This window comes from Streptomyces sp. NBRC 109706 (genome assembly GCF_000974485.1).
GTDB lineage: Bacteria > Actinomycetota > Actinomycetes > Streptomycetales > Streptomycetaceae > Streptomyces.
Map to the genome: position 1 here is coordinate 33,452 of NZ_BBOM01000015.1, position 20,826 is coordinate 54,277.

Sequence of the window (20,826 nt, forward strand, 5' to 3'; positions counted from 1 at the left end):
ATGAGTGCCACGTCCGTACCGCACACCCCCGCCGCTTCCGCTCCCAGAACGGATCTGCGGGAGCGGAAGAAGCTCCGTACCCGCCAGGCGATCTGGGACGCCGCCTACCGGCTCTTCGCCGAGCGCGGCTATGACGCGACCCGGGTGGATCAGATCGCCCAGGCAGCCGAGGTCTCCGTCAGTACCGTGTTCCGCTACTTCCCGACCAAGGAGGACATCGTGCTCTCCGAGGGTTCGGGGCGGGTGGAGCCCGTGATGGAGGCCGCGATGCTGGCCCGGCCGGCGGAGGAGGCGCCGTTGACGGCGCTGCGGGCGGCGATCCACGAGACGTTGGCGCGGCTTTCGGAGCAGCCGGAGGCGTTCGCCAAGGCGGAGCAGCGGATGCGGCTGATCGCGACGGTGCCGGCGCTCAGGTCCCGGATGCAGGAGAATCTGGCGGCGACCACGGAGTATCTGACCAGGGCTCTGTCGGAACGCACCGGCTATCCCATCGACAGCCTGGAGCTGCGGGTCTTTGTCGGCGCCGTGATCGGCGGGTTCAGGGAGACCTTGATGTACTGGGCCACCCAGGAGCGTCCCGAGGATCTGCGGGTGATCATCGACCGGGCGATCGACGTCCTGGAGACCGATCTCGCCTCCCAGCTCGGGCCCGCCTGACAGGCCCGCACAGACCGGACCCCTGGCCGTGGGCGCCCACGGCCAGGGGTCCACCCCTTTCACCGTTACCTTTCACCGTTACCGTTCGCCGTCCGGCGGGTCAGCAGGTGGCGGCGCCGGCCCGGCGTTCGAACGCGGCGATGCCGGCGGCGACGGTGTCGGCGACCTGGGACCACTGCTCGCTGAGGTAGAAGTGGCCGCCGGGGAAGACCCGCAGATCGAAGGCGGCGGTGGTGTGGCGACCCCAGGGCGCCATCTGTTCCACCGGTGCCCTTTCGTCGTCGACGCCGACCAACGCCGTGATGGGGCAGTCGAGTTCACGCCCCGCTCGGTGGCGGTAGCTCTCCACGGCGCGGTAGTCGGCGCGCAGTGCCGGCAGGATCATCTCCAGCACCTCCTGGTCCTCCAGCAGGCTGGTGGCGGTGCCGCTGAGTTCCCGTAGCGCGTCGATCAGTTCGGCGTCGCCACGCTGGCGCACCGTGTCGGGAACGTGCACGGAGGGCGCGCGGCGGCCGGAGGCGATCAGCCCGAGGAGCGGGATATCGCTCTCGGCCTCCAGGCGGCGCGCCACCTCGTAGGCGATGACGGCCCCCATGCTGTGGCCGAAGAGCACCAGCGGCTGTTCGTCGCCCTGCCGCAGCTCCTCGAAGATCCGGTCGGCCAGCGCCTCGACGCTGGTCAGCGGCGTCTCGTTGAGCCGGTCCTGACGGCCCGGGTACTGCACCGCCCGCACGTCAGCGACGCCGTCGACGCCGCCGAGGCGGGCGGCCAGCGGATAGTAGAACCAGGCGGCGCCGCCGGCGTGCGGGAAACAGAGCAGCCGCAGCCGACCGCTGGAGTACTCCGCTCCGAAGCCGCGTATCCACAGGTCACCGGGGTCGTGGGCGAGTGCCATGGGGTTCTCTTCCTCACTCCTTGGGTCGGCCCCGGACGCCTGACGACGTCCGGGGCCGGTGGGGATGGGGTCAGCCCGCCGCGACGACGGTGTCGGGGAGCCCGGCCAGCGAGGTGTGGAGCCAGTAGCGCTCCCGCTGGAAGGGGTAGGTCGGCAGGTCGACAGCGCCCGCCGGCACGCCGGCGAACACCCGGCGCCACTCCAGCGGAACGCCGGCGGTGTGCAGTCGGGCCAGCGCGGTCAGCAGCGCCCGGTCCGGGTGCGGGCCGGCGACGGGGGCCGCGTGGGCGCCGTCGCCCAGCGGCAGGGGGACGCCGGCGTGCGCCGTGGACGGCGGGGCGATCGGCCCGGTCGCCGACCAGGCCGCGTCCCAGTAGGCGGGTGACCGCAGTTCGGCCGCGTCGACCGGATCGCCGGTGACCGGGTGGGTGACGGGGGCCAGCGGCGCCCGCCAGTCCAGGCCGGCCAGCGTCGACGCGGTGACGCCCCGCCCCTCGGCCAGGGTCAGCAGCAACGTGACCGCGTCCGCCGGGTCGAGCGCCTCGGCGGCCAGCGCGGCGGCGACGGCGCCCGGGCCCCGGCCGCCGACGGAGGCCACCGGCACCTCCCACGCGCGCAGCAGCCGGAAGAGGGCGTACTCAACGGCGAACGAGGCGGCCGGTCCTGCCGGGGAGCCGCTGTCGGGCGCGCCGACGCCAGGGGTGCCGGCGGTGAGCAGCGCGTCGAGCACCGATGACGGCAGCTTCGGGTCGAGTTGGGCGCAGATCGCGTCCAACGCGTCGGCGAACGGCCGGTGTTGGGCGTAGAGGGCGGCGACGGCGGCGGGTTCGGTGCCCGCGCCGGCGCAGAGCACGGCCGCGGCCCGTTCCCCTCGGGGGGCGACGCCGGTCAGCACCGCCGGATGGTCGCCGCCGTCGGCGATGGCGGCGAGCCCGTCGAGGAGTTCCGCCCGGTCGTCGGTGAGCAGCACCGCCCGGTGGGCGAACGGGGTGCGGCCCACCGCCTGGGTCCAGGCGGCGTCGGCCAGCGCGGTGTCCGGCGCGGCCAGCAGCCGGGCCCGCAGCCGGGCGGCCTGCTGCCGCAGCGCCGTCTCGTCCCTGGCCGTCAGCGGCACCGGCAGCAGCCGGCCGTCCTGCTGACGGACCGTCAACTCATCGGTCTCCTCTGGTTGTTCGAGGATGACATGGACCTTGGTGCCGCTGGCGCCGAACGAGGAGACGCCGGCGCGGCGGGGCCGGCCCGTCGCCGGCCAGGGGATGGTCTTGGTGAGCAACCGCACGCCGCCCTCGGACCATTCGACGCGGCTGGAGGGCTCGTCGGAGTGGAGCAGTCGCGGCAGCACCCCATGGTGCATGGAGAGCACCGTCTTGATGACGCCGATGACGCCCGAGGCCGCCTGCGGATGCGCGATATTGGACTTCACGGTGCCCAGCCACAGCGGCCGGTCGGTGTCCCGGCCCGCGCCATAGACCGACATCAGGGCCTGCGCCTCGATGGCGTCGCCCAGTTCGGTGCCGGTGCCATGGCCCTCGACGACGTCGATCTCGTCGGGGCGCAACCCCGCGTTGGCCAGCGCCTGGCGCAACACCCGTTGCTGGGAAGGGCCGTTGGGGGCGCCGAGGCCGTTGCTCGCGCCGTTGTGGTTGATGGCGGTGCCCCGGATCACGGCGAGCACCCGGTGGCCGCGTTCCCGCGCGGTGGAGAGGCGTTCCACCACCAGCACGCCGGCGCCCTCGCCCCAGCCGGTGCCGTCGGCGTCCTCCGCATAGGACTTGCAGCGGCCGTCCTCGGCGGCGCCGACGCCCATGCCGGGGGAGACCGCCGGGTTGGCCAGCACGGACGCGCCGCCGACCAACGCCATCCCGCAGTCGCCCTGCCGCACCGCCTGGCAGGCGAGATGCAGCGCGACCGAGGACGAGGAGCAGCCGGTGTCCAGGGTCAGCACGGGGCCTTCGAGTCCGAGGGTGTAGGCGATGCGGCCGGCGGCCAGCGCCGGGGAGACGCCGCCGTTGAGGTGCGGACGGCTCTCGTCCGGCACCTCCTGGAGGCCGGTCCAGTAGCCCTGCGAGAAGGAGCCGACAAAGACGCCGACGGGCTCGCCGCGCAGCGATCCGGGGGCGACGCCGGCGCGTTCGACGGCCTCCCAGGACATTTCGAGGAGCAGCCGGTGCTGGGGGTCCATGGCCAGCGCCTCGTGGTCGGGGATACCGAAGAACGAGGCGTCGAACGAGGCGGCGTCACGCAGGAATCCGCCCTGCTGCACATAGCGCATGCCGGGCACGTCGACGCCGGCTTCGATCAGCGCGTCGACGTTCCAGCCACGGTCGGTGGGCAGCGCGCCGACGGCGTCGCGTTCGTCGGCGACCAGCTGCCACAGCGCGTCCGGGTCGTCGACGCCGCCGGGCAGCCGGCAGGCCATGCCGACGATGACGACGGGGTCGTCGTCGGGGGCGGCGGCCTGGGCGGGGGCGGCGAGAGCGGGCCGACCGTCGGTGTCGTCGGCGCCTTCGATGCCGTCGAGGACCAGTCCGCGCAGATGGGCGGCGAGGGCCTGGGGCGTGGGGTGGTCGAAGACCAGGGTGGCCGGCAGCTTGAGGCCGGTGTCCACGCCGAGGCGGTTGCGGAGTTCGACGGACGTCAGGGAGTCGAAGCCCAGCTCGCGGAACGGGCGGCCGGCGTCGACGGCCTCCGGGGAGCCATGGCCGAGGACGGCCGCGATCTGCCCGGTGACCAGGTCGAGCACGGCGCGTTCCCGTTCCCCCCTGGGGAGTTGGGCGAGCCGGTCGGCCAGCGCGCCACTTTCGCCGGGGGCGCCGGTGGCGGTGGCGGGCCGCTGTTCGGCGGCGGCCAGCAGCTGGCGGACCTCGGCCAGCTCCCCCAGGTAGGGGCGCGGGCGGCTGTCGACGGTGGGCGCGCCGGCGGCCTGGCCGCCCCATTCGATATGGGCGAGGGCGACGGCGGTCTCGTCGTGGTCGAGGACCTTGCGGAAGGCGCGCAGCGCGGTCTCCGGGTCCATCTCGGCGCCGCCTCGGCGGCGCAGGTGCTCCTCGGCGTCGCCCGAGGCGATGCCGCCACCGGCCCAGTGGCCCCAGGCCACGGAGGTGGCGGGCAGGCCACGGGCGCGCCGGGCGCGGGCCAGCGCGTCGAGATAGGCGTTGCCGGGGGCGTAGTTGCCCTGCCCGGCTACGCCGAAGACGCCGGCGAAGGAGGAGAACAACACAAAGGTGGAGACGTCGAGTTCGGCCGTCAGTTCGTCCAGATGGGCGGCGCCGCGGACCTTGACCCGTTCCACCCGCTCCAGTTGGGCGGGGGTCAGGGAGTCGATGACGCCGTCGTCCAGCACCGCGGCGGTGTGCACCACGGTGCGCAGCGGGAGTTCCGCCGGGATGGCGTCGATGACGGCGGCCAGCGCGTCGCGGTCGGCGATATCGCAGGCGACCAGGGTGACGCGGGAGCCCAACGTGGTCAGTTCGGCGGCCAGTTGGGCGGCGCCGGGCGCGTCGGGGCCTCGGCTGCCGAGCAGCAGCAGATGGGGGGCGCCCTCGCGGGCGAGCCAGCGGGCGACATGGCCGCCGAGCGCTCCGGTGCCGCCGGTGACCAGCGCGGTGCCCTCGGGCCGCCAGGGGCGGGGCGCGCGTCCCTCGCCCCAGGCGCCGCGCACCAGGCGGTGGGCGTAGACGCCGGAGCGGCGGACGGCCAGCTGGTCCTCGTGGTCGAGGCCGGCGAGGACGGCGGCGAGCCGGGCGCGGGAGCGGGGTTCGGGGGTGGCCGGCAGATCGACGAGGCCGCCCCAGCGGTCCTGGCTCTCCTCGGCGGCGACCCGGCCAAGTCCCCAGGTCTGCGCCTGGGTTGGGCTGGTCAGCGGGTCGGAGACGCCGGTGGAGACGGCGCCGCTGGTGGCGCACCACAGGGGTGCTTCGACGCCGGCGTCGGCGAGCGCCTGCAGCAGGGTGAGGGTGGCGGCGAACCCGCGTGCGGTGGACGGGTAGTCGGGGTGCGGGGTCTCGTCCAGCGGCAGCAGCGACAGCACGCCGGTCAGATCGGGGACGGCGGCCGACTCGGCGGCCAGGGTGGTGGCGAGGCTGCCCCGGTCGGCCGTGGGGTCGATGCTGAGACGGGCGACCCGGGCGCCGTGTTCGATCAGCGCGGTCTCGGCCTCGGCCAGCCAGGGCTGCTCGCCGCCGGTGGCGGAGACGGCCAGCAGCCAGGTGCCGGCCAGCGCCGGACGGCCGGGTTCGGTGACGGGTCGCCAGGCGGTCTGGTAGCGCCAGGAGTCGATGACGGAGTCCTCGTCGGCGCGGCGACGCCAGGCGGCCAACGCGGGCAGTACCTCGCGGAGTTGGTCGGGCGCCAGGTCCAGGGTGCCGGCGAGCGCCGTCAGGTCCTCGTTCTCGACGGCGGCCCAGAACCGGGCCTTGGTCTCGTCGGTCTCGCCGCCCGTGGTCCTGGGGGCGGCGGACTCCAGCCAGTAGCGGGTGGCCTGGAACGGGTAGGTGGGCAGTTGGCCGCGCAGCTCGCCGGTGGCCGGGGTGCCGAGCAGCGGCGTCCAGTCGATGCGGACGCCGCCGACGAACGCCTCGGCGAGCGAGGTGACAAAGCGGGCCGCGCCGCCCTCGCCCCGGCGCAGCGAGCCGACGACGGCCTCGGCGCCGGCGTCGGAGACGCCGACGGCGAGCACCGGGTGGGCGCTGCACTCGACAAAGGAGTTGAAGCCCTCCTCGATCAACTCGGTGACGACGGGCGCGAACTGGACGGTCCCGCGGAGGTTGCGCACCCAGTAGTCGGCGTCCAGCCCGGCGGCGTCGATCAGTCCGCCGTCGACGGTGGAGTAGAACGGGATCCGGGCGGAGCGGGGGGCGACCGGGGCCAGGACGCGGAGCAGTTCGTCGCGGACGGACTCCACATGCGGGGAGTGCGAGGCGTAGTCGACGGCGATGCGGCGGACCCGCACCTCCTCGGCCTCATAGGCGGCGATCAGCGCGTCCAGGGCGGCGGGTTCGCCGGAGACCACGGTGGCGGACGGGCCGTTGACGGCGGCGACGGCGAGGAGTTCGGCATGCCCGTCGGCGTCCAGGCGCTGCTGGACGGTGGCGGCCGGCAGCGCGACGGACGCCATGCCGCCGCGCCCGGCGAGCCCTTCGGCGATGACCTTGCTGCGCAGCGCGACGACGCGGGCGCCGTCCTCGATGCCGAGCGCGCCGGCGACCACGGCGGCGGCGATCTCGCCCTGGGAGTGGCCGACGACGGCGGCCGGGGTGACGCCGAAGGACTCCCAGAGCCGGGCCAGCGACACCATCACGGCCCAGGAGGCGGGCTGGACGACATCGACCCGGGCGAGGTCGCCGGCGAGCGCCTGCCGCAGGTCCCAGTCGACAAACGGGGCGAGCGCGGTGCCGCACTCGGTGAGCGCGGCGTCGAACGTCGGGAAGGCGTCGGCCAGTTCGAGGGCCATGCCGGACCACTGGGCGCCCTGTCCCGGGAAGACGAACACCGGTTGGGCGGCGGCCGAGCCCTCGCCGACGACCAGCTGCGGCGCCGGCTCCTCGGCGGCCAACGCGCGCAGCCCGGCGAGGAGTTCGGTGCGGGAGGCGCCGACGACCACGGCCCGCTGGTCCAGCACGGCGCGGTGGCGGTCGAGCGCGGCGGCGATCTCGCGCGGCCCGGGGGTGTCGGCGCTGTCGTCGGCGTTCTCGACGGCGCTGTCGACGAAGGCGGCGAGCTGTTCGGCGACCCGGGCGAGGCCGCCGGGGCCGCGTCCGGAGACGATCCACGGCACCACGTCGGTGGTGGCGGTCGGCGGCACCGGCGCCGGCTCGGCTGCGTCGTGCGCCTCGCCCTGTTCCAGGATGATGTGCGCGTTGGTGCCGCTGACGCCGAAGGACGACACGGCGGCGCGCCTGGCCTCGCCGGTCTCCGGCCAGGGCTCGGCCTCGGTGAGCAGCCGCACCGCGCCGGACTCCCAGTCGACATGCGGCGTCGGCTCGTCCACATGGAGGGTCCTGGGCAGCAGCCCGTGCTGGAGCGCCATCACCATCTTGATGACGCCGACGACTCCCGACGCGGCCTGGGCATGGCCCAGGTTGGACTTGATGGAGCCGAGCCGCAGCGGCCGGTCGGCGGCGGTGCGCCGGCCGTAGGTGGCGAGCAGCGCCTGGGCCTCGATGGGGTCGCCCAGGCGGGTGCCGGTGCCATGGGCCTCGACGGCGTCGACCTGGTCGACGGTCAGCCGCGCGTTGGCCAACGCCTGCCGGATCACGCGCTGTTGGGACGGTCCGTTGGGCGCGGTGAGTCCGTTGGACGCGCCGTCCTGGTTGACGGCGGAGCCGCGCACCACGGCCAGCACCCGGTGCCCGTTGCGCCGCGCGTCGGAGAGGCGTTCGACGAGCAGCACGCCGACGCCCTCGGACCAGCCGGTGCCGTCAGCGGCCGAGGCGAACGCCTTGCAGCGGCCGTCGGGCGAGAGTCCGCGCTGCCGGCTGAACTCCTGGAACACGCCGGGGCTGGACATGATGGTGACGCCGCCGGCCAGGGCCAGCGAGCACTCGCCCTGCCGCAGCGCCTGCACCGCCTGGTGGAGCGCGACCAGCGACGAGGAGCAGGCGGTGTCGACGGTGACGGCCGGGCCCTCAAGGCCGAGGCTGTAGGAGACACGGCCCGAGATGACGCTGGACGCGATGCCGGTGAGGGTGTAGCCCTGCGCCTCCTCGGGGATCTCGGCGAGGTCGGTGCCGTAGCCGGGCGCGCCGGCGCCGATGAAGACGCCGGTCCTGGTGCCCCTGAGGGTGGCGGCGTCGATCCCGGCGCGTTCGATGGCCTCCCAGGCGGCTTCGAGCAGCACCCGCTGCTGCGGTTCCATCGCCAGGGCCTCGCGGGGCGAGATGCGGAAGAACTCGGCGTCGAAGTTGACGGCGCCCTGGACGAAGCCGCCCTCCTGGGTGTAGCTGGTGCCGACGTTCTCCGGGTCGGGGTCGAAGAGCCCTTCGAGGTCCCAGCCCCGGTCGCCGGGGAACGCGGAGATGGCGTCGACCTCGTCCACGACCAGTCGCCACAGGTCCTCGGGGGATCGCACGCCGCCGGGGTAGCGGCAGGCCATGCCGACGATGGCGACGGGTTCGCTGAGCGCGGCGGACAGTTCGTCGTTCTGCTGCCGCAGGTTCTCCACTTCCATCAGCGACGCCCGGAGGGCCTCGACGAGTTGCTCGGGCGATGTGGTCATTGCTGTCTCCGCTCTCGGAACCGCTTCGGGGACTCGTGCTGGTGGAGCGCCGTGGGTACGGCGTGCCGAGCGGGCCCGCGCTCCCCTGCGCGGGCTTCGGCGGGTCGGCGCACCCCGGGCGGGGCCCGGCCGTCGTCGGAACGCGGGCCGGCCGGGCCGGGGCCAGGGCCGTGGCGAGCCGTGGGCTCGTGGGCGGACGAGGCACGCGGGGCAGACATGGCAGCTACTCCGTGGGGTGCGTGAGCGGCACGGAACGAGCGGTGGGGAGCGCGGGAGCGACGGGGGCGGCCCCGGGAGGTGGGCTCAGCTCAGGTCAGCTCAGGGGCGTGATGTCCGTCATGCCCCAGTAGGCGTTCATCTCCTCGATCAGGCCGTCGTCGCCGATCCGGAACGTACAGATGACATTGACGTCGAGCCGGCCGCCCTTGGGGTCGAGCGGGTTGTTGATGGTGGCCTTCAGCGGGATCGCGACGCTGGCGCCGTCCTGCGCGCCGATCGGCTCGCCCGGCACGTCCTTGGTGCCGAACTCGTTGATGACGCGCCGGAAGTAGGCGCGCAGCTCCTCGGTGCCGGTGACGGTGGGCGAGCCCACCGGGTCGGCGACCTTGGCGGACGGGGAGAACATCTTGACCACCTGGTCAACGTCGCCTGCGTTGACCCGCTCGAAGTAGTCGAGCACCACTGCCTTGCGCTGGGCGTCATCGGGCATGTCTTCTCCTGGCCTTCCTGGCGGGTTTCGGATGTCCGTGCGGGCACGGCCCGCGCGGCCACCGGACCCCTGGGCGATCCTGGGTGGCCACAGCAGCGATTCTGGGCGCCGACGGGAGCGCGGCGGCCCGGGGTCCGCCCCAGCCGGGCCCCAGACCTTCCGACCCCGGGGTCGCCCGCGCGTTGCCCGGCGCGGGCGACCCGAACCACCGTCGGCTCAGCCCTTGTTGAGGGCGCGGCTGACGAGGTCGGCCACGTCCATGGTGGCCAGCGAGGCCGCCGCGTCCCGCTTCTCCTCCGCCGGCTTCTCCCCCGCCGCGTCCTCCAGGCCGACGAGGCGGCTGAGGATGCCCAGCACGCCGGCGTCGCGGAACGCGGTCACCGGGGTGGCGGCCAGGGCGGCGCGGAACCGCTCCTCGAACGGGTCGATCGCCTCCCGCTGTTCGGCGGCGTCCTCGGGCGCCATCTCGGTGAGCAGATACTCCGCCAGCTCCACGGGCTTGGGGTAGTCGAAGACGGTGGTGGCGGCGAGCCGCACCCCAGTGGCGGCGGTCAGCCGGTTGCGGAGTTCCACGGCCGTCAGCGAGTCGAAGCCGGCGTCGCGGAACGGCTGGTCGGCACCGATCCCCGCCAGATCGGTGTGGCCCAGCACCAGCGCGGCCTGCTCCCGCACCAGCTTGGTGAGGATGGTGCGCCGCTCGGGTCCTGAGGCGCCGGCCAGCCGGCCGCGCAGCTTCTCCGCGTCGGCGGCCGTGGTGGCCTCGCCGGCGGCCCGGCGGGCGGGGGCCCGCACCAGGTTGCGCAGCATATGCGGCACCCCGCCGGCGGCGGCCAGCGACTTGACGGCGCCGAGGTCCAGTTGGACGGGTGCCACCACCGGCTCGTCGCTGGCGATCGCCGCGTCGAAGAGCGCCAGCGCCTCCTGGGAGGCCATCGGCCGCAGCCCTGCGCGGGCCACCCTGGCCCGGTCGCTCTCGCCCAGATCGGCCGTCATGCCGCTGGCGGCCTCCCACAGGCCCCAGGCCATCGACACGGCGGGCAGGCCGCGCTCGCGGCGGCGCACCGCGATGGAGTCCAGTGTGGTGTTGGCCGCCGCGTAGTTGGCCTGGCCGGCGCCGCCGAGCAGCCCGGAGACGGACGAGTAGAGCACGAACTGCGACAGGTCCATGCCCGATGTCAGCTCGTCGAGATGGGTGGCCGAGTCGACCTTGGCGCGGATGACCCGTTCGACCTGTTCGGTGGTGAGCGAGCCGACGACGCCGTCGTCGACCACGCCGGCGGTGTGCACCACCCCGTTCAGCGGATGCTCGGACGGCACCGAGGCCAGCAGCGCGGCCAGCTCGTCCCGGTCGGAGACATCGCAGGCCACGATGCGCGGCTCGGCGCCCAACTCGGTGAGTTCCGCGATGAGTTCGGCCGCGCCCTCGGCGCGTGGGCCCCGGCGGCTGACGATCAGCGGATGACGCACCCCGTGCCGGACCACCAGATGGCGGGCCACCAGGCGGCCGAGGGTGCCGGTGCCGCCGGTGATCAGCACGGTGCCCTCGGGCTCCCAGCCGCGCGGCACCCGCAGCACCACCTTGCCGATGTGCTTGGCCTGGCTGACGAAGCGGAACGCCTCGGGCGCGTGCCGCACGTCCCAGGAGCGGACGGGCAGCCGTTCCAGCGCGCCGCTCTCCAGCAGCTCCAGCACCTTCCGCAGCCAGCCGCCCATGGCGTCGACCGGCGACTCCATCAGGTCGAACGCCCGGTAGTCGACGCCGGGATGGCCCGCCGTGATGCTGTCGGCGGAGCGGATATCGGTCTTGCCCATCTCCAGGAAACGCCCGCCGCGCGGCATCAGTTCGAGCGAGGCGTCCACGAACTCCCTGGCCAGGGAGTTGAGTACGACATCGACGCCGCGCCCGTCGGTGGCCGCGAGGAAGGCGTCCCTGAACTCCAGCGAGCGGGACGAGGCGATATGGGCGTCGTCCAGGCCGAGTTGGCGCAGCACGTCCCACTTGCCCGGGCTGGCGGTGGCGAATACCTCGGCGCCCAGATGGCGGGCCAGCTGGATGGCGGCCATGCCGACGCCGCCGGCGCCGGCATGCACCAGCACCCGCTCGCCGGGGCGGACGTCGGCGAGTTCGACCAGGCCCATCCAGGCGGTGAGGAACACCACCGGCACGGAGGCGGCCTCCTCGAAGGACCAGTCCTTGGGCACCGGCACCAGCACCCGGTGGTCGGTGGTGGCGACCGTGGCGTTGGCCTGCGGCACGATGCCGAAGACCCGGTCGCCGGGGGCGAGCCCGGTGACCCCGGGGCCGACGTCGAGGACGACGCCGGCACCCTCGCCGCCCAGCGCGGTGACATCGTGCGCCGGGACCATGCCCAACGCGGTCAGCACATCACGGAAGTTGAGCCCGGCGGCGCGCACCGCGACCCTGACCTCGCCCGCGCCGAGCGGACGCGGCGCGGGCAGCGGCGCCAGCTCCAGGTCCTCCAGCGATCCGGAGCCGCCGCGCACCGACAGGCCCCAGGCCCGTTCGGTCGGCGGCTCCAGCGTGTCGGAGGTGGCGACCCGGGCCAGCCGGGGCACCAGGGTGCCGTCGCCGCGCAGCCGCAGCTGGGTCTCGCCGGTGGCCAGGGCCTCGGCGATCCGCCGTTCGGCGGGCGCCTCCGCGTCGGAGTCCACCAGCAGGAACCGGCCCGGGTTCTCGCTCTGCGCGGAGCGGACCAGCCCCCACACCGAGGCGTGCGCCGGCACGTCGTGTCGGGTGACAAACGCCAACTGGGCGTCGTCCCAGTGGGTTTCGGCAAGCCAGGACCTGACCAGCGGCAGCGTGTGGTCGATGGCGCCGCGCACATCGACATCGGCCGGCACCGGGCAGATCACCAGCTCGGGTGTCGTCCCGTCGGCGAGCGCCGCCAGCTCGGCCGCGTTCCGCACGGTCGCGACCCGTGCGGCGGCCCGGCCCGCCGGCTCGCCGGCCGGCACCCAGTCGACACGGAACAGGGCGTAGGAGCCGACGACCGCGTCCCTCGGGGCGTCCTTGGACATGGGGCGCAGCACCAACGAGTCGACGGTGGCGACGAGTTGGCCCGAGCCGTCGGCGACGGTCAGTGCCATGGTGTCGACGCCGCCGCCCTTGGGCGTCATCCGGACCCGCAGCATGGCGGCGCCGGAGGCATGCAGTTCGACGCCGTTGAAGGCGAACGGCAGCCAGGCCCGGTCGTCGGCCTGTGTCGGGTCGGCGACCCGCAGCGCCACCGGGTGGATCGCCGCGTCCAGCAGCGCCGGGTGCAGGCCGAAGCCGCCGGTCGCGGTGCCGTCGGGCAGGGCGACCTCGGCGAAGATCTCCTCGCCGCGTCGCCAGGCGGACCGCAGCCCCTGGAAGAGCGGGCCGTAGACCGTGCCGAACTCGGCCAACCTCAGGTAGAAGTTGACGAGTTCGATCTCCTCGGCGCCGGCCGGCGGCCAGACCGTCAGCTCCTCGACATCCGGCCGGCCGGAGGCGGTGAGGCTGCCGGTGGCGTGGCAGGTCCAGATCTCGTCGTCGCCGAAGTCGGCGGCGTCGTCCTCCCGGCTGTAGACGGAGAAGGTGCGGAAGCCCTGCTCGTCCGGCTCGCCGACGACGACCTGGAGCCGGGCGCCGCCGCGCTCGGGGATGACCAGCGGAGTCTGGAGGGTCAGCTCCTCAAGGCGGCCGCAGCCCACCTCGTCCCCGGCCCGGATCGCCATATCGACAAAGGCCGTCCCGGGCAGCAACACCGCGCCGCCCACCTGGTGTTCGGTGAGCCAGGGCTGCACGGCGGGCGACAGCCGCCCGGTGAGCACCACGCCCCGGCCGTCCGCCATGGTGACGGCGGCGCCCAGGAGTTCATGCCCGGCGGGCCGCAGCCCGACATCGCCCACGGCGCCGGCCCCGGCGGAGCTGCGCCGTACCCAGTAGCGGTCGCGTTGGAAGGGGTAGGTCGGCAGCTCGACGGGACGCCCACCCACACACACAGCGGACCAGTCGACCTCGACACCCGCCACCCAGGCCCGCGCCAACCCCTCCAAAGCGCCCGCGAGTTCAGGACGCTTACGCCGCCCCAGAGCCGAAACGGAAACGGAGGGCGCGCCCTCGTCGCGAACGGTCAGGCATTCGCCGACCATTCCGGACAGCGTGCCGTCCGGACCGATCTCCACCACATGCCGCACGCCCTCCGCGCCCACCAACACGCCGACGGCGTCGGCGAATCGGACGCCCTCCCGGACATGCCGCACCCAGTACTCCGGGGTACCCCACTCCCGGGCACCGATCCGCTCCCCCGTCAACGTGGAAACCACCGTGAAACGTGAGCTGTCACCAAAACTCAGCCCCGCCACCACCTGACCGAACTCCGCCAACATCGGCTCCATCAACGGCGAATGGAACGCATGCGACACATTCAGCCCGCGGGTCCGCACCCCCCGCTCCTCAAACACCCTCCCAATCTCCAAAACAGCGGCCTCCGCACCGGAAACCACCACCGAGGAAGGCCCGTTGACCGCCGCGATCCCGACCACACCCTCGTCAAAGCCCGCCAACACCTCCCGCACCACACCCTCCGACGCACCCACCGCCACCATCGCCCCACCCGAAGGCAACGCCCCCATCAACCGACCACGCGCCACCACCAACCGACACCCATCAGCCACCGACAACACCCCCGACACACACGCCGCAGCAATCTCACCCACCGAATGACCCACCACCACATCCGGCACCACACCCCACGACTCCACCAACCGAAACAACGCCACCTCAAAAGCAAACAACGCCGGCTGCGCCCAATCCGTCCGCCCCAACAACCCCTCATCCCCACCCCACACCACACCACTCACATCACCATCCAACAAACCACCCAACACCCCAACCACCTCATCCCACGCCTCCGCAAACACCGGAAACGCCCCATACAACTCCCCACCCATCCCCAAACGCTGCGCACCCTGACCCGCGAACACCACACCCACCCGACCACCCACACCACGCGCCACACCCGACACCACACCAACACCCTCACCACCACCAGCCACCACACCCACACCCTCAACCAACTCACCCACACCAGCACCCACCACCACAGCCCGATGCTCAAACACCGCACGCGAAACCCCCAACGACCACCCCACATCAACCGCCCCCACACCCGACAACCCACCCAACCGACCCGCCAACGCCCGCAACCCCACACCCGAACGCCCCGAAAACGCCCACGGGACAACCGTCGGAGGCGTGACCTCGGTCATCGGCTCCGGCTTCTCCTCCGCCGGGGCCTGTTCGAGGATCACATGCACATTGGTGCCGCTGAAGCCGAAGGAGGAGACGCCGGCCCGGCGGGGTTCGCCGGTCTCCGGCCAGGGCCTGGCCTCGGTCAGCAGCTCGACGGCGCCGGCGGTCCAGTCGATATGGGTGGACGGCTCATCGACATGCAGCGTCCTGGGCAGCACCCCGTGCTCGATGGCCAGCACCGTCTTGATGACGCCGGCGAGCCCGGCGGCGGCCTGGGAGTGGCCGATATTGGACTTCACCGAGCCCAGCCACAGCGGCCGGTCCGCGTCGCGACCCTGGCCATAGGTCGCCATCAACGCCTGCGCCTCGATCGGATCGCCCAGCGAGGTGCCGGTGCCGTGCGCCTCGACGGCGTCCACCTGTTGGGGCGTCAGCCCGGCGTTGGCCAACGCCTGCCGGATGACCCGCTGTTGGGAGGGGCCGTTGGGCGCGGTCAGCCCGTTGGACGCGCCGTCCTGGTTCATCGCCGAGCCCTTGACGACGGCCAGCACCCGGTGCCCGTTGCGGCGCGCGTCCGACAGCCGCTCGACGAGGACCACGCCGACGCCCTCGGCCCAGGCGGTGCCGTCGGCGTTGTCGGAGAACGCCTTGCAGCGGCCGTCGGGGGCTAGGCCGCGCTGGCGGCTGAACTCCACGAACACATCGACGTCCGGCATGATCACCACGCCGCCGACCAGTGCCATATCGCATTCGCCGTGGCGGAGCGCCTGGGCCGCCTGGTGGAGCACCACCAGCGAGGAGGAGCAGGCGGTGTCGACGGTGACGGCCGGGCCTTCGAGGCCGAGGGTGTAGGCGATCCGGCCGGAGATGACGCTGGAGGCGTTGCCGGTCATCAGGAAGCCCTCGGAGCCCTCGGGCAGATCGCCGTCGGCGTCGACATAGCCTCGGTGTCCGCCGCCGACGAAGACGCCGACGCTCTGGCCCTTGAGGGAGGTCGGGTCGATGCCGGCGCGCTCCAGGGTCTCCCAGGAGGTTTCGAGGAGCAGCCGCTGCTGGGGGTCCATGGTCAGGGCCTCGCGGGGGGAGATCCCGAAGAACCCGGCGTCGAAGAGCGCCGCGTCGTGCAGGAAGCCGCCCTGGCGGACATAGGTCTTGCCGGGGGCCTCGGGGTCGGGGTCGTAGAGTCCGTCGACGTCCCAGCCCCGGTCGGTGGGGAAGTCCGCGACGGCGTCGCCGCCCTCGGCGAGCAGCCGCCACAGGTCCTCGGGGCTCTGCACATCGCCGGGGAAGCGGCAGCCCATGGAGACGATGACGACCGGGTCGTCGTCCACCGGCGCGAGCGCGGCACGCGGCGCTGCCGGGGCCGGGTCGGCCGCGTCGCCGAACAGCTTCCCGCCGAGGAACTTCGCCAGTTCGGCCGGCGTTGGGTGGTCGAAGACGAGCGTCGCCGGCAGCGGGAGGCCGGTGACGCGGCTGATGTTGTTGCGCAGGTTGACGGCGATCAGCGAGTCGACGCCCAGGTCCTTGAAGGGGCGGTTGCCGGAGACGGCCTCGTTGTCGGTGTGGCCGAGCGCCACGGCGGCCTGGGCGCGGACCAGGGAGACCAGTTCGCGGTCCCGGTCGGCGGGGCTGAGCGGGGCGAGCCTGCGGGTCAGCTCGGAGTCGGCGCCGGTGTCCTCGCCGGTCTTGTCGCGGGCGGCGATGGCGCGCCTGGCCTCGGGCACGGTGGAGAGCAGCTGCGAGGGCCGGACGCTGACGGCCGCCGGGGCGGCGCGTTCCCAGTTGACGTCGGCGACGACCAGCAGGCCCTCGTCGTCGGCGAGGGCGCGGGCGAGTCCGGCGACGGCGAGTCGGGGGTCCATCGGGGGGACGCCGTCGTTCCGCAGCCGGTCGCCGAGTTCGCCGTCGGTGAGGCCGCCGCCGCCCCAGGAGCCCCAGAGCACGGAGGTGGCGGGCATGCCTCGGTGGCGGCGGTGCAGGGCCAGGGCGTCCAGGAAGTTGTTGGCGGCCGAGTAGTTGGCCTGGCCGACGTTGGGCAGCAGGCTGGCGAAGGAGGAGAAGAGGACGAAGGCGGCCAGGTCGTGGCCCTCGGTCAGCTCGTGCAGATGGCGTGCGGCCAGGGACTTGCCCTCGGCGACGCCCTGGGCCCGTTCGGGGGTGAGGGTGTCGATGATGGTGTCGTCCAGGGTGCCGGCGGTGTGGAAGACGCCGGTCAGCGGCTGGGCGGCCGGGATGGCCTTCAGCAGGTCGGCGACGGCGGTGCGGTCCGACACATCGCAGGCCCAGATGGTCACCTTGGTGCCCAACTCGTTCAGCTCGCGGGCGAGTTCGGTGGCGCCCGGGGTTTCGGCGCCGCGCCGTCCGGTGAGCAGCAGATGGTCGGCGCCCTCGCGGGCCAGCCAGCGGGCGACATGGGTGCCGATGCCGCCGAGGCCGCCGGTGATCAGCAGGGTGCCCCTGGGCGGTCGCCAGCCGGCGGTCGGCGCGTCGTCGATCCTGGGGACGCGGGTGAGGCGGGCGGCCAGCAGCCCTTCGGCGCGCACCGCGACCTGGTCCTCGTCGAGCGCGCCGCTCAGCGCGGTGGCCAGCCGGTCCCTGGCCGTCTCGTCGGCGGTCTCCGGCAGGTCGACCAGGCCGCCCCAGCGCCCCGGGTACTCGACGGCCGCGGCCCGGCCGAGGCCCCAACTGTCGGCCTGCGCAGGGTGGTTGAGGTCTTCGATGGCGGTGACGGAGACCGCGCCGCTGGTGGCACACCAGAGCGGGGCCGTCAGCTCGCGGTCGCCGAGCGCCTGGAGCAGAGCGAGGTTGCCGAGGGTGCCGGCGGTGAGGGCGGGCGCGCCCGGGGCGGTGCGCTCGTCGAGGGCGAGCAGCGACAGCACGCCGCCGAACTCGGCGTCGGCCAGGGCGGGTCGGAGGAGTTCGGCGAGTTGGGCGCGGTCGGCGGCTTCGGGGACGGTGAGCCGTCGGACGTCGGCGCCGGCCGCGCGCAGCGCCGGCTCGGCCGCCTCGATCCAGGGGTGGTCGACGTCGGCGGGCACGGCGAGCAGCCAACTGCCGTCGAGCCTGGTGCCGGCCTTCCCGGGGGCCTGCTTGGTGACGCGCTGCCAGGTCAGGTGGTAGCGCCAGCCGTCGAGGGCGGCGTGCTCCTGGTTGCGGCGCCGCCAGGATGCCAACGCCGGGAGCAGGGTGGCGAGTTGGTCGGCGTCGTAGTCCAGAGTCTCGGCCAGCGCGGACAGGTCCTCGTTCTCGACGGCCGCCCAGAAGCGGGACTCGACGATATCGGGGGCGCCGACGGCCTGCCGGATATCGTCGTCGACGGCCTCGACCCAGTACCGCTCGTGCTGGAACGGGTAGGTGGGCAGTCCGGTCAGCGTGGGGACGGCCGGGCCGGCGGGCGTCGGCCAGTCGACGTCGACGCCGTGCGCCCACGCCTCGCCGAGGGAGAGCAGGAAACGGTCGGGGCCGCCCTCGCCCCGGCGCAGCGAGCCGACGGTGACGGCCTCGGTGCCGGCGGTCTCGGCCACGGCCAGGGCCAGCACCGGGTGCGGGCTCGACTCGATGAAGATCCGGAAGCCCTCGTCGACCAGCAGCCGGGTGATGTCGGCGAACTCGACGGGCTGGCGGAGGTTGCGCACCCAGTAGGCGGGGTCCAGCGTCGCGGTGTCCAGCGGGGCGCCGTCGACCGTCGAGTAGAACGGCACCTCGCAGGAGGTGGGTTCGATGCCGGCGAGGGTGGCGAGCAGTTCCTCGGCGACCTCGTCGACCTGGGGCGAGTGGGAGGCGTAGTCGACGGGGATGCGGCGGATTCGCACGCCCTGGCTCTCGCAGGCGGCGGTGAGCCCGTCGAGTGCCGCCACCTCGCCGGCGACCACGGTGGAGCCGCTGCCGTTGACGGCGGCGACGGAGAGCCGTCCTGCCCAGTCGGCGAGCAGCCGCGCCACCTCGGCGCGGCCCAGGGCCAGGGACGCCATGCCGCCGCGCCCGGCGAGCCGTTCGCCGATGACGCGGCTGCGTTCGACGACGATCCGGGCGCCGTCGGCCAGGGTGAGGCCGCCGGCGACGACGGCGGCGGCTATCTCGCCCTGGGAGTGGCCGACGACGGCGGCCGGCCGCACGCCGTGCGCGCGCCACAGCCCGGCGAGCGCGACCATCACGACAAAGAGCACGGGCTGCACGACATCGACCCGCTGCAGCGCGGCCTCGTCGTCCGAGCCGCGCAGCACCTCCTCGGCCTTCCAGTCGACCAGGGCTTCGACGGCGGCGGCGGTGCGCCGGAACTCGTCGGCGAACTCCGGTGAGGCGTCGATGAGTTCGACGGCCATGCCGAGCCACTGGGAGCCCTGCCCGGGGAAGACGAAGACGGGCCGGGCGGCGCCATCGTGGACGCTGCCCAGGGCGGTGCCGGCGGCCAGCTCGGGGGCGTCGTCGGCGATCCGGCGCAGCGCCTCGCCGAGCGTGGCGTGGTCGTCGCCGATGACGACGGCGCGGTGGTCGAGGGCGGCCCTGGTGGTGGCCAGGGCGCGGCCGACCCTGGCCGGGTCGAGCTCGGGGTGTTCGTCGGCGAAGTCGGCGAGCCGGCGGGCCTGGTCGCGGAGCGCGCCAGGGGTGCGTCCGGAGACGACCCAGGCGGCCGGTCCGCCGGCGGCGGGTGCCTCGTCCTGTGTCGGCTCGTCGGTGACCTGTTCCAGGATGATGTGCGCGTTGGTGCCGCTCATGCCGAACGAGGAGACGCCGGCGCGGCGCGGCCGGCCCCGGTCGGGCCAGGGGGTGCCCTCGGTGAGCAGCTGGACGGCGCCCGAGTCCCAGTCGACGCGGGGTGTGGGGGTGTCGGCGTGCAGGGTCCTGGGCAGCAGGCCGTGGCGCATGGCCAGCACGGTCTTGATGATGCCGCCGACGCCGGCGGCGGCCTGGGCGTGGCCGATGTTGGACTTGAGGGAGCCAAGCCACAGCGGCTGGTCGGCCGGGCGGCTCCGGCCGTAGGCGGCGAGCAGCGCCTGGGCCTCGATGGGGTCGCCGAGGTTGGTTCCGGTGCCGTGCGCCTCCACCATGTCGACCTGTTCGGGGGCGAGCCTGGCGTTGGCCAACGCGGCCTCGATGACTCGCTGTTGGGCCGGGCCGTTGGGGGCGGTGAGTCCGTTGGACGCGCCGTCCTGGTTGATGGCCGAACCGCGGATCACGGCCAGCACGGGGTGCCCGTTCCTCCTGGCCTCGGAGAGGCGTTCGACGAGCAGCAGCCCGACGCCCTCGCCCAGGCCCATGCCGTCGGCCTCGGCGGAGAACGCGCGGCAGCGCCCGTCCCCGGAGAGGGCGCGCTGCCGGCTGAAGCCGACAAAGGCGGCGGGGTTGGGCATCACGGCGACGCCGCCGGCGATGGCCAGCGAACAGTCGCCCATGCGCAGCGCGTTGACCGCCAGATGGAGGGCGACCAGCGAGGAGGAGCAGGCGGTGTCGATGGTGACGGCGGGCCCGGTGAGGCCGAAGGAGTAGGCGATCCGGCCGGAGACGACGGCGGCCGACGAGCCGGTGACGAGATGGCCCTCGGCGCCCATCGCGGTGTCGGCGACGGCGCTGTGGTAGTCGAGCGGGTTGGCGCCGACAAAGGTGCCGATGTCCCGGCCGTGGGCGGACTGCGGGTCGATCCCGGCGCGTTCGAAGATCTCCCAGGTCAGCTCCAGGGTGAGCCGCTGCTGGGGGTCCATCATCAGGGCCTCGCGCGGCGAGATCCCGAAGAGCGTCGGGTCGAACTCGGCGACGCCGTTCAGGAATCCGCCGGCCTCCACATAGGTCTTGCCCTCGGCGTCCGGGTCGGGGTCATGGAGCGCCCCCAGATCCCAGCCCCGGTCGTCGGGGAAGGAGGAGACCAGGTCGGCGCCTTCGGTGAGCGCCCGCCACAGGTCCTCGGGCGAGTGCACATCGCCCGGGTAGCGGCAGGCCATGCCGACGATGGCGATGGGCTCGCGCTCCCGCTCCTGGAGCGTCTGGAGCTCGGCCTGGGTCCGCTTGAGATCGACGGTGACCCGCCTGAGGTAGTCGAGCAGCTTCTGCTCGTTCTGCTGCGGAACGTTCGACATGGTGTCTTCTCCAGTGGAAGCCGGGATCGTTCTTCTGGG

The 20,826-nt window shown here is 73.7% G+C and carries 5 protein-coding genes; 1 reads left to right on the forward strand and 4 read right to left on the reverse strand.

The genetic code is table 11. The features are described from left to right. Positions 1 to 657 (forward strand): TetR/AcrR family transcriptional regulator, encoded by a 657-nt coding sequence (locus AOM46_RS30720; RefSeq protein WP_062218054.1) that lies wholly within the window; start codon positions 1 to 3, stop codon positions 655 to 657. A gap of 100 nt (positions 658 to 757) precedes the next feature. Here the strand turns inward: AOM46_RS30720 and AOM46_RS30725 are convergent, their stop codons facing one another. From AOM46_RS30725 to AOM46_RS30740, 4 genes are all read right to left on the reverse strand, one after another. Then, entirely contained in the window at positions 758 to 1,552 is a 795-nt protein-coding gene (locus AOM46_RS30725; RefSeq protein ID WP_062218057.1) for a thioesterase II family protein, read from the reverse strand. 70 nt (positions 1,553 to 1,622) lie between these two features. Continuing rightward, positions 1,623 to 8,768, reverse strand: a complete 7,146-nt coding sequence (locus AOM46_RS30730; protein WP_062218059.1) for a type I polyketide synthase — start codon at positions 8,766 to 8,768, stop codon at positions 1,623 to 1,625. A gap of 313 nt (positions 8,769 to 9,081) precedes the next feature. Continuing rightward, positions 9,082 to 9,477: a nuclear transport factor 2 family protein gene (locus AOM46_RS30735; RefSeq protein ID WP_062218062.1), complete on the reverse strand. Its 396-nt coding sequence runs from the start codon at positions 9,475 to 9,477 to the stop codon at positions 9,082 to 9,084. Positions 9,478 to 9,693: 216 nt separating this feature from the next. Beyond that, complete coding sequence (locus tag AOM46_RS30740; RefSeq protein WP_062218065.1) at positions 9,694 to 20,787, reverse strand: type I polyketide synthase; 11,094 nt, start codon at positions 20,785 to 20,787, stop codon at positions 9,694 to 9,696. Positions 20,788 to 20,826 lie beyond the last annotated feature (39 nt).

What these genes read in the sequence shown, in the direction of transcription:
- AOM46_RS30730 (WP_062218059.1), bottom strand. Translation starts at nt 8,768, where the DNA reads ATGACCACATCGCCCGAGCAACTCGTCGAGGCCCTCCGGGCGTCGCTG.
- AOM46_RS30720 (WP_062218054.1), top strand. Translation starts at nt 1, where the DNA reads ATGAGTGCCACGTCCGTACCGCACACCCCCGCCGCTTCCGCTCCCAGA.
- AOM46_RS30725 (WP_062218057.1), bottom strand. Translation starts at nt 1,552, where the DNA reads ATGGCACTCGCCCACGACCCCGGTGACCTGTGGATACGCGGCTTCGGA.
- AOM46_RS30740 (WP_062218065.1), bottom strand. Translation starts at nt 20,787, where the DNA reads ATGTCGAACGTTCCGCAGCAGAACGAGCAGAAGCTGCTCGACTACCTC.
- AOM46_RS30735 (WP_062218062.1), bottom strand. Translation starts at nt 9,477, where the DNA reads ATGCCCGATGACGCCCAGCGCAAGGCAGTGGTGCTCGACTACTTCGAG.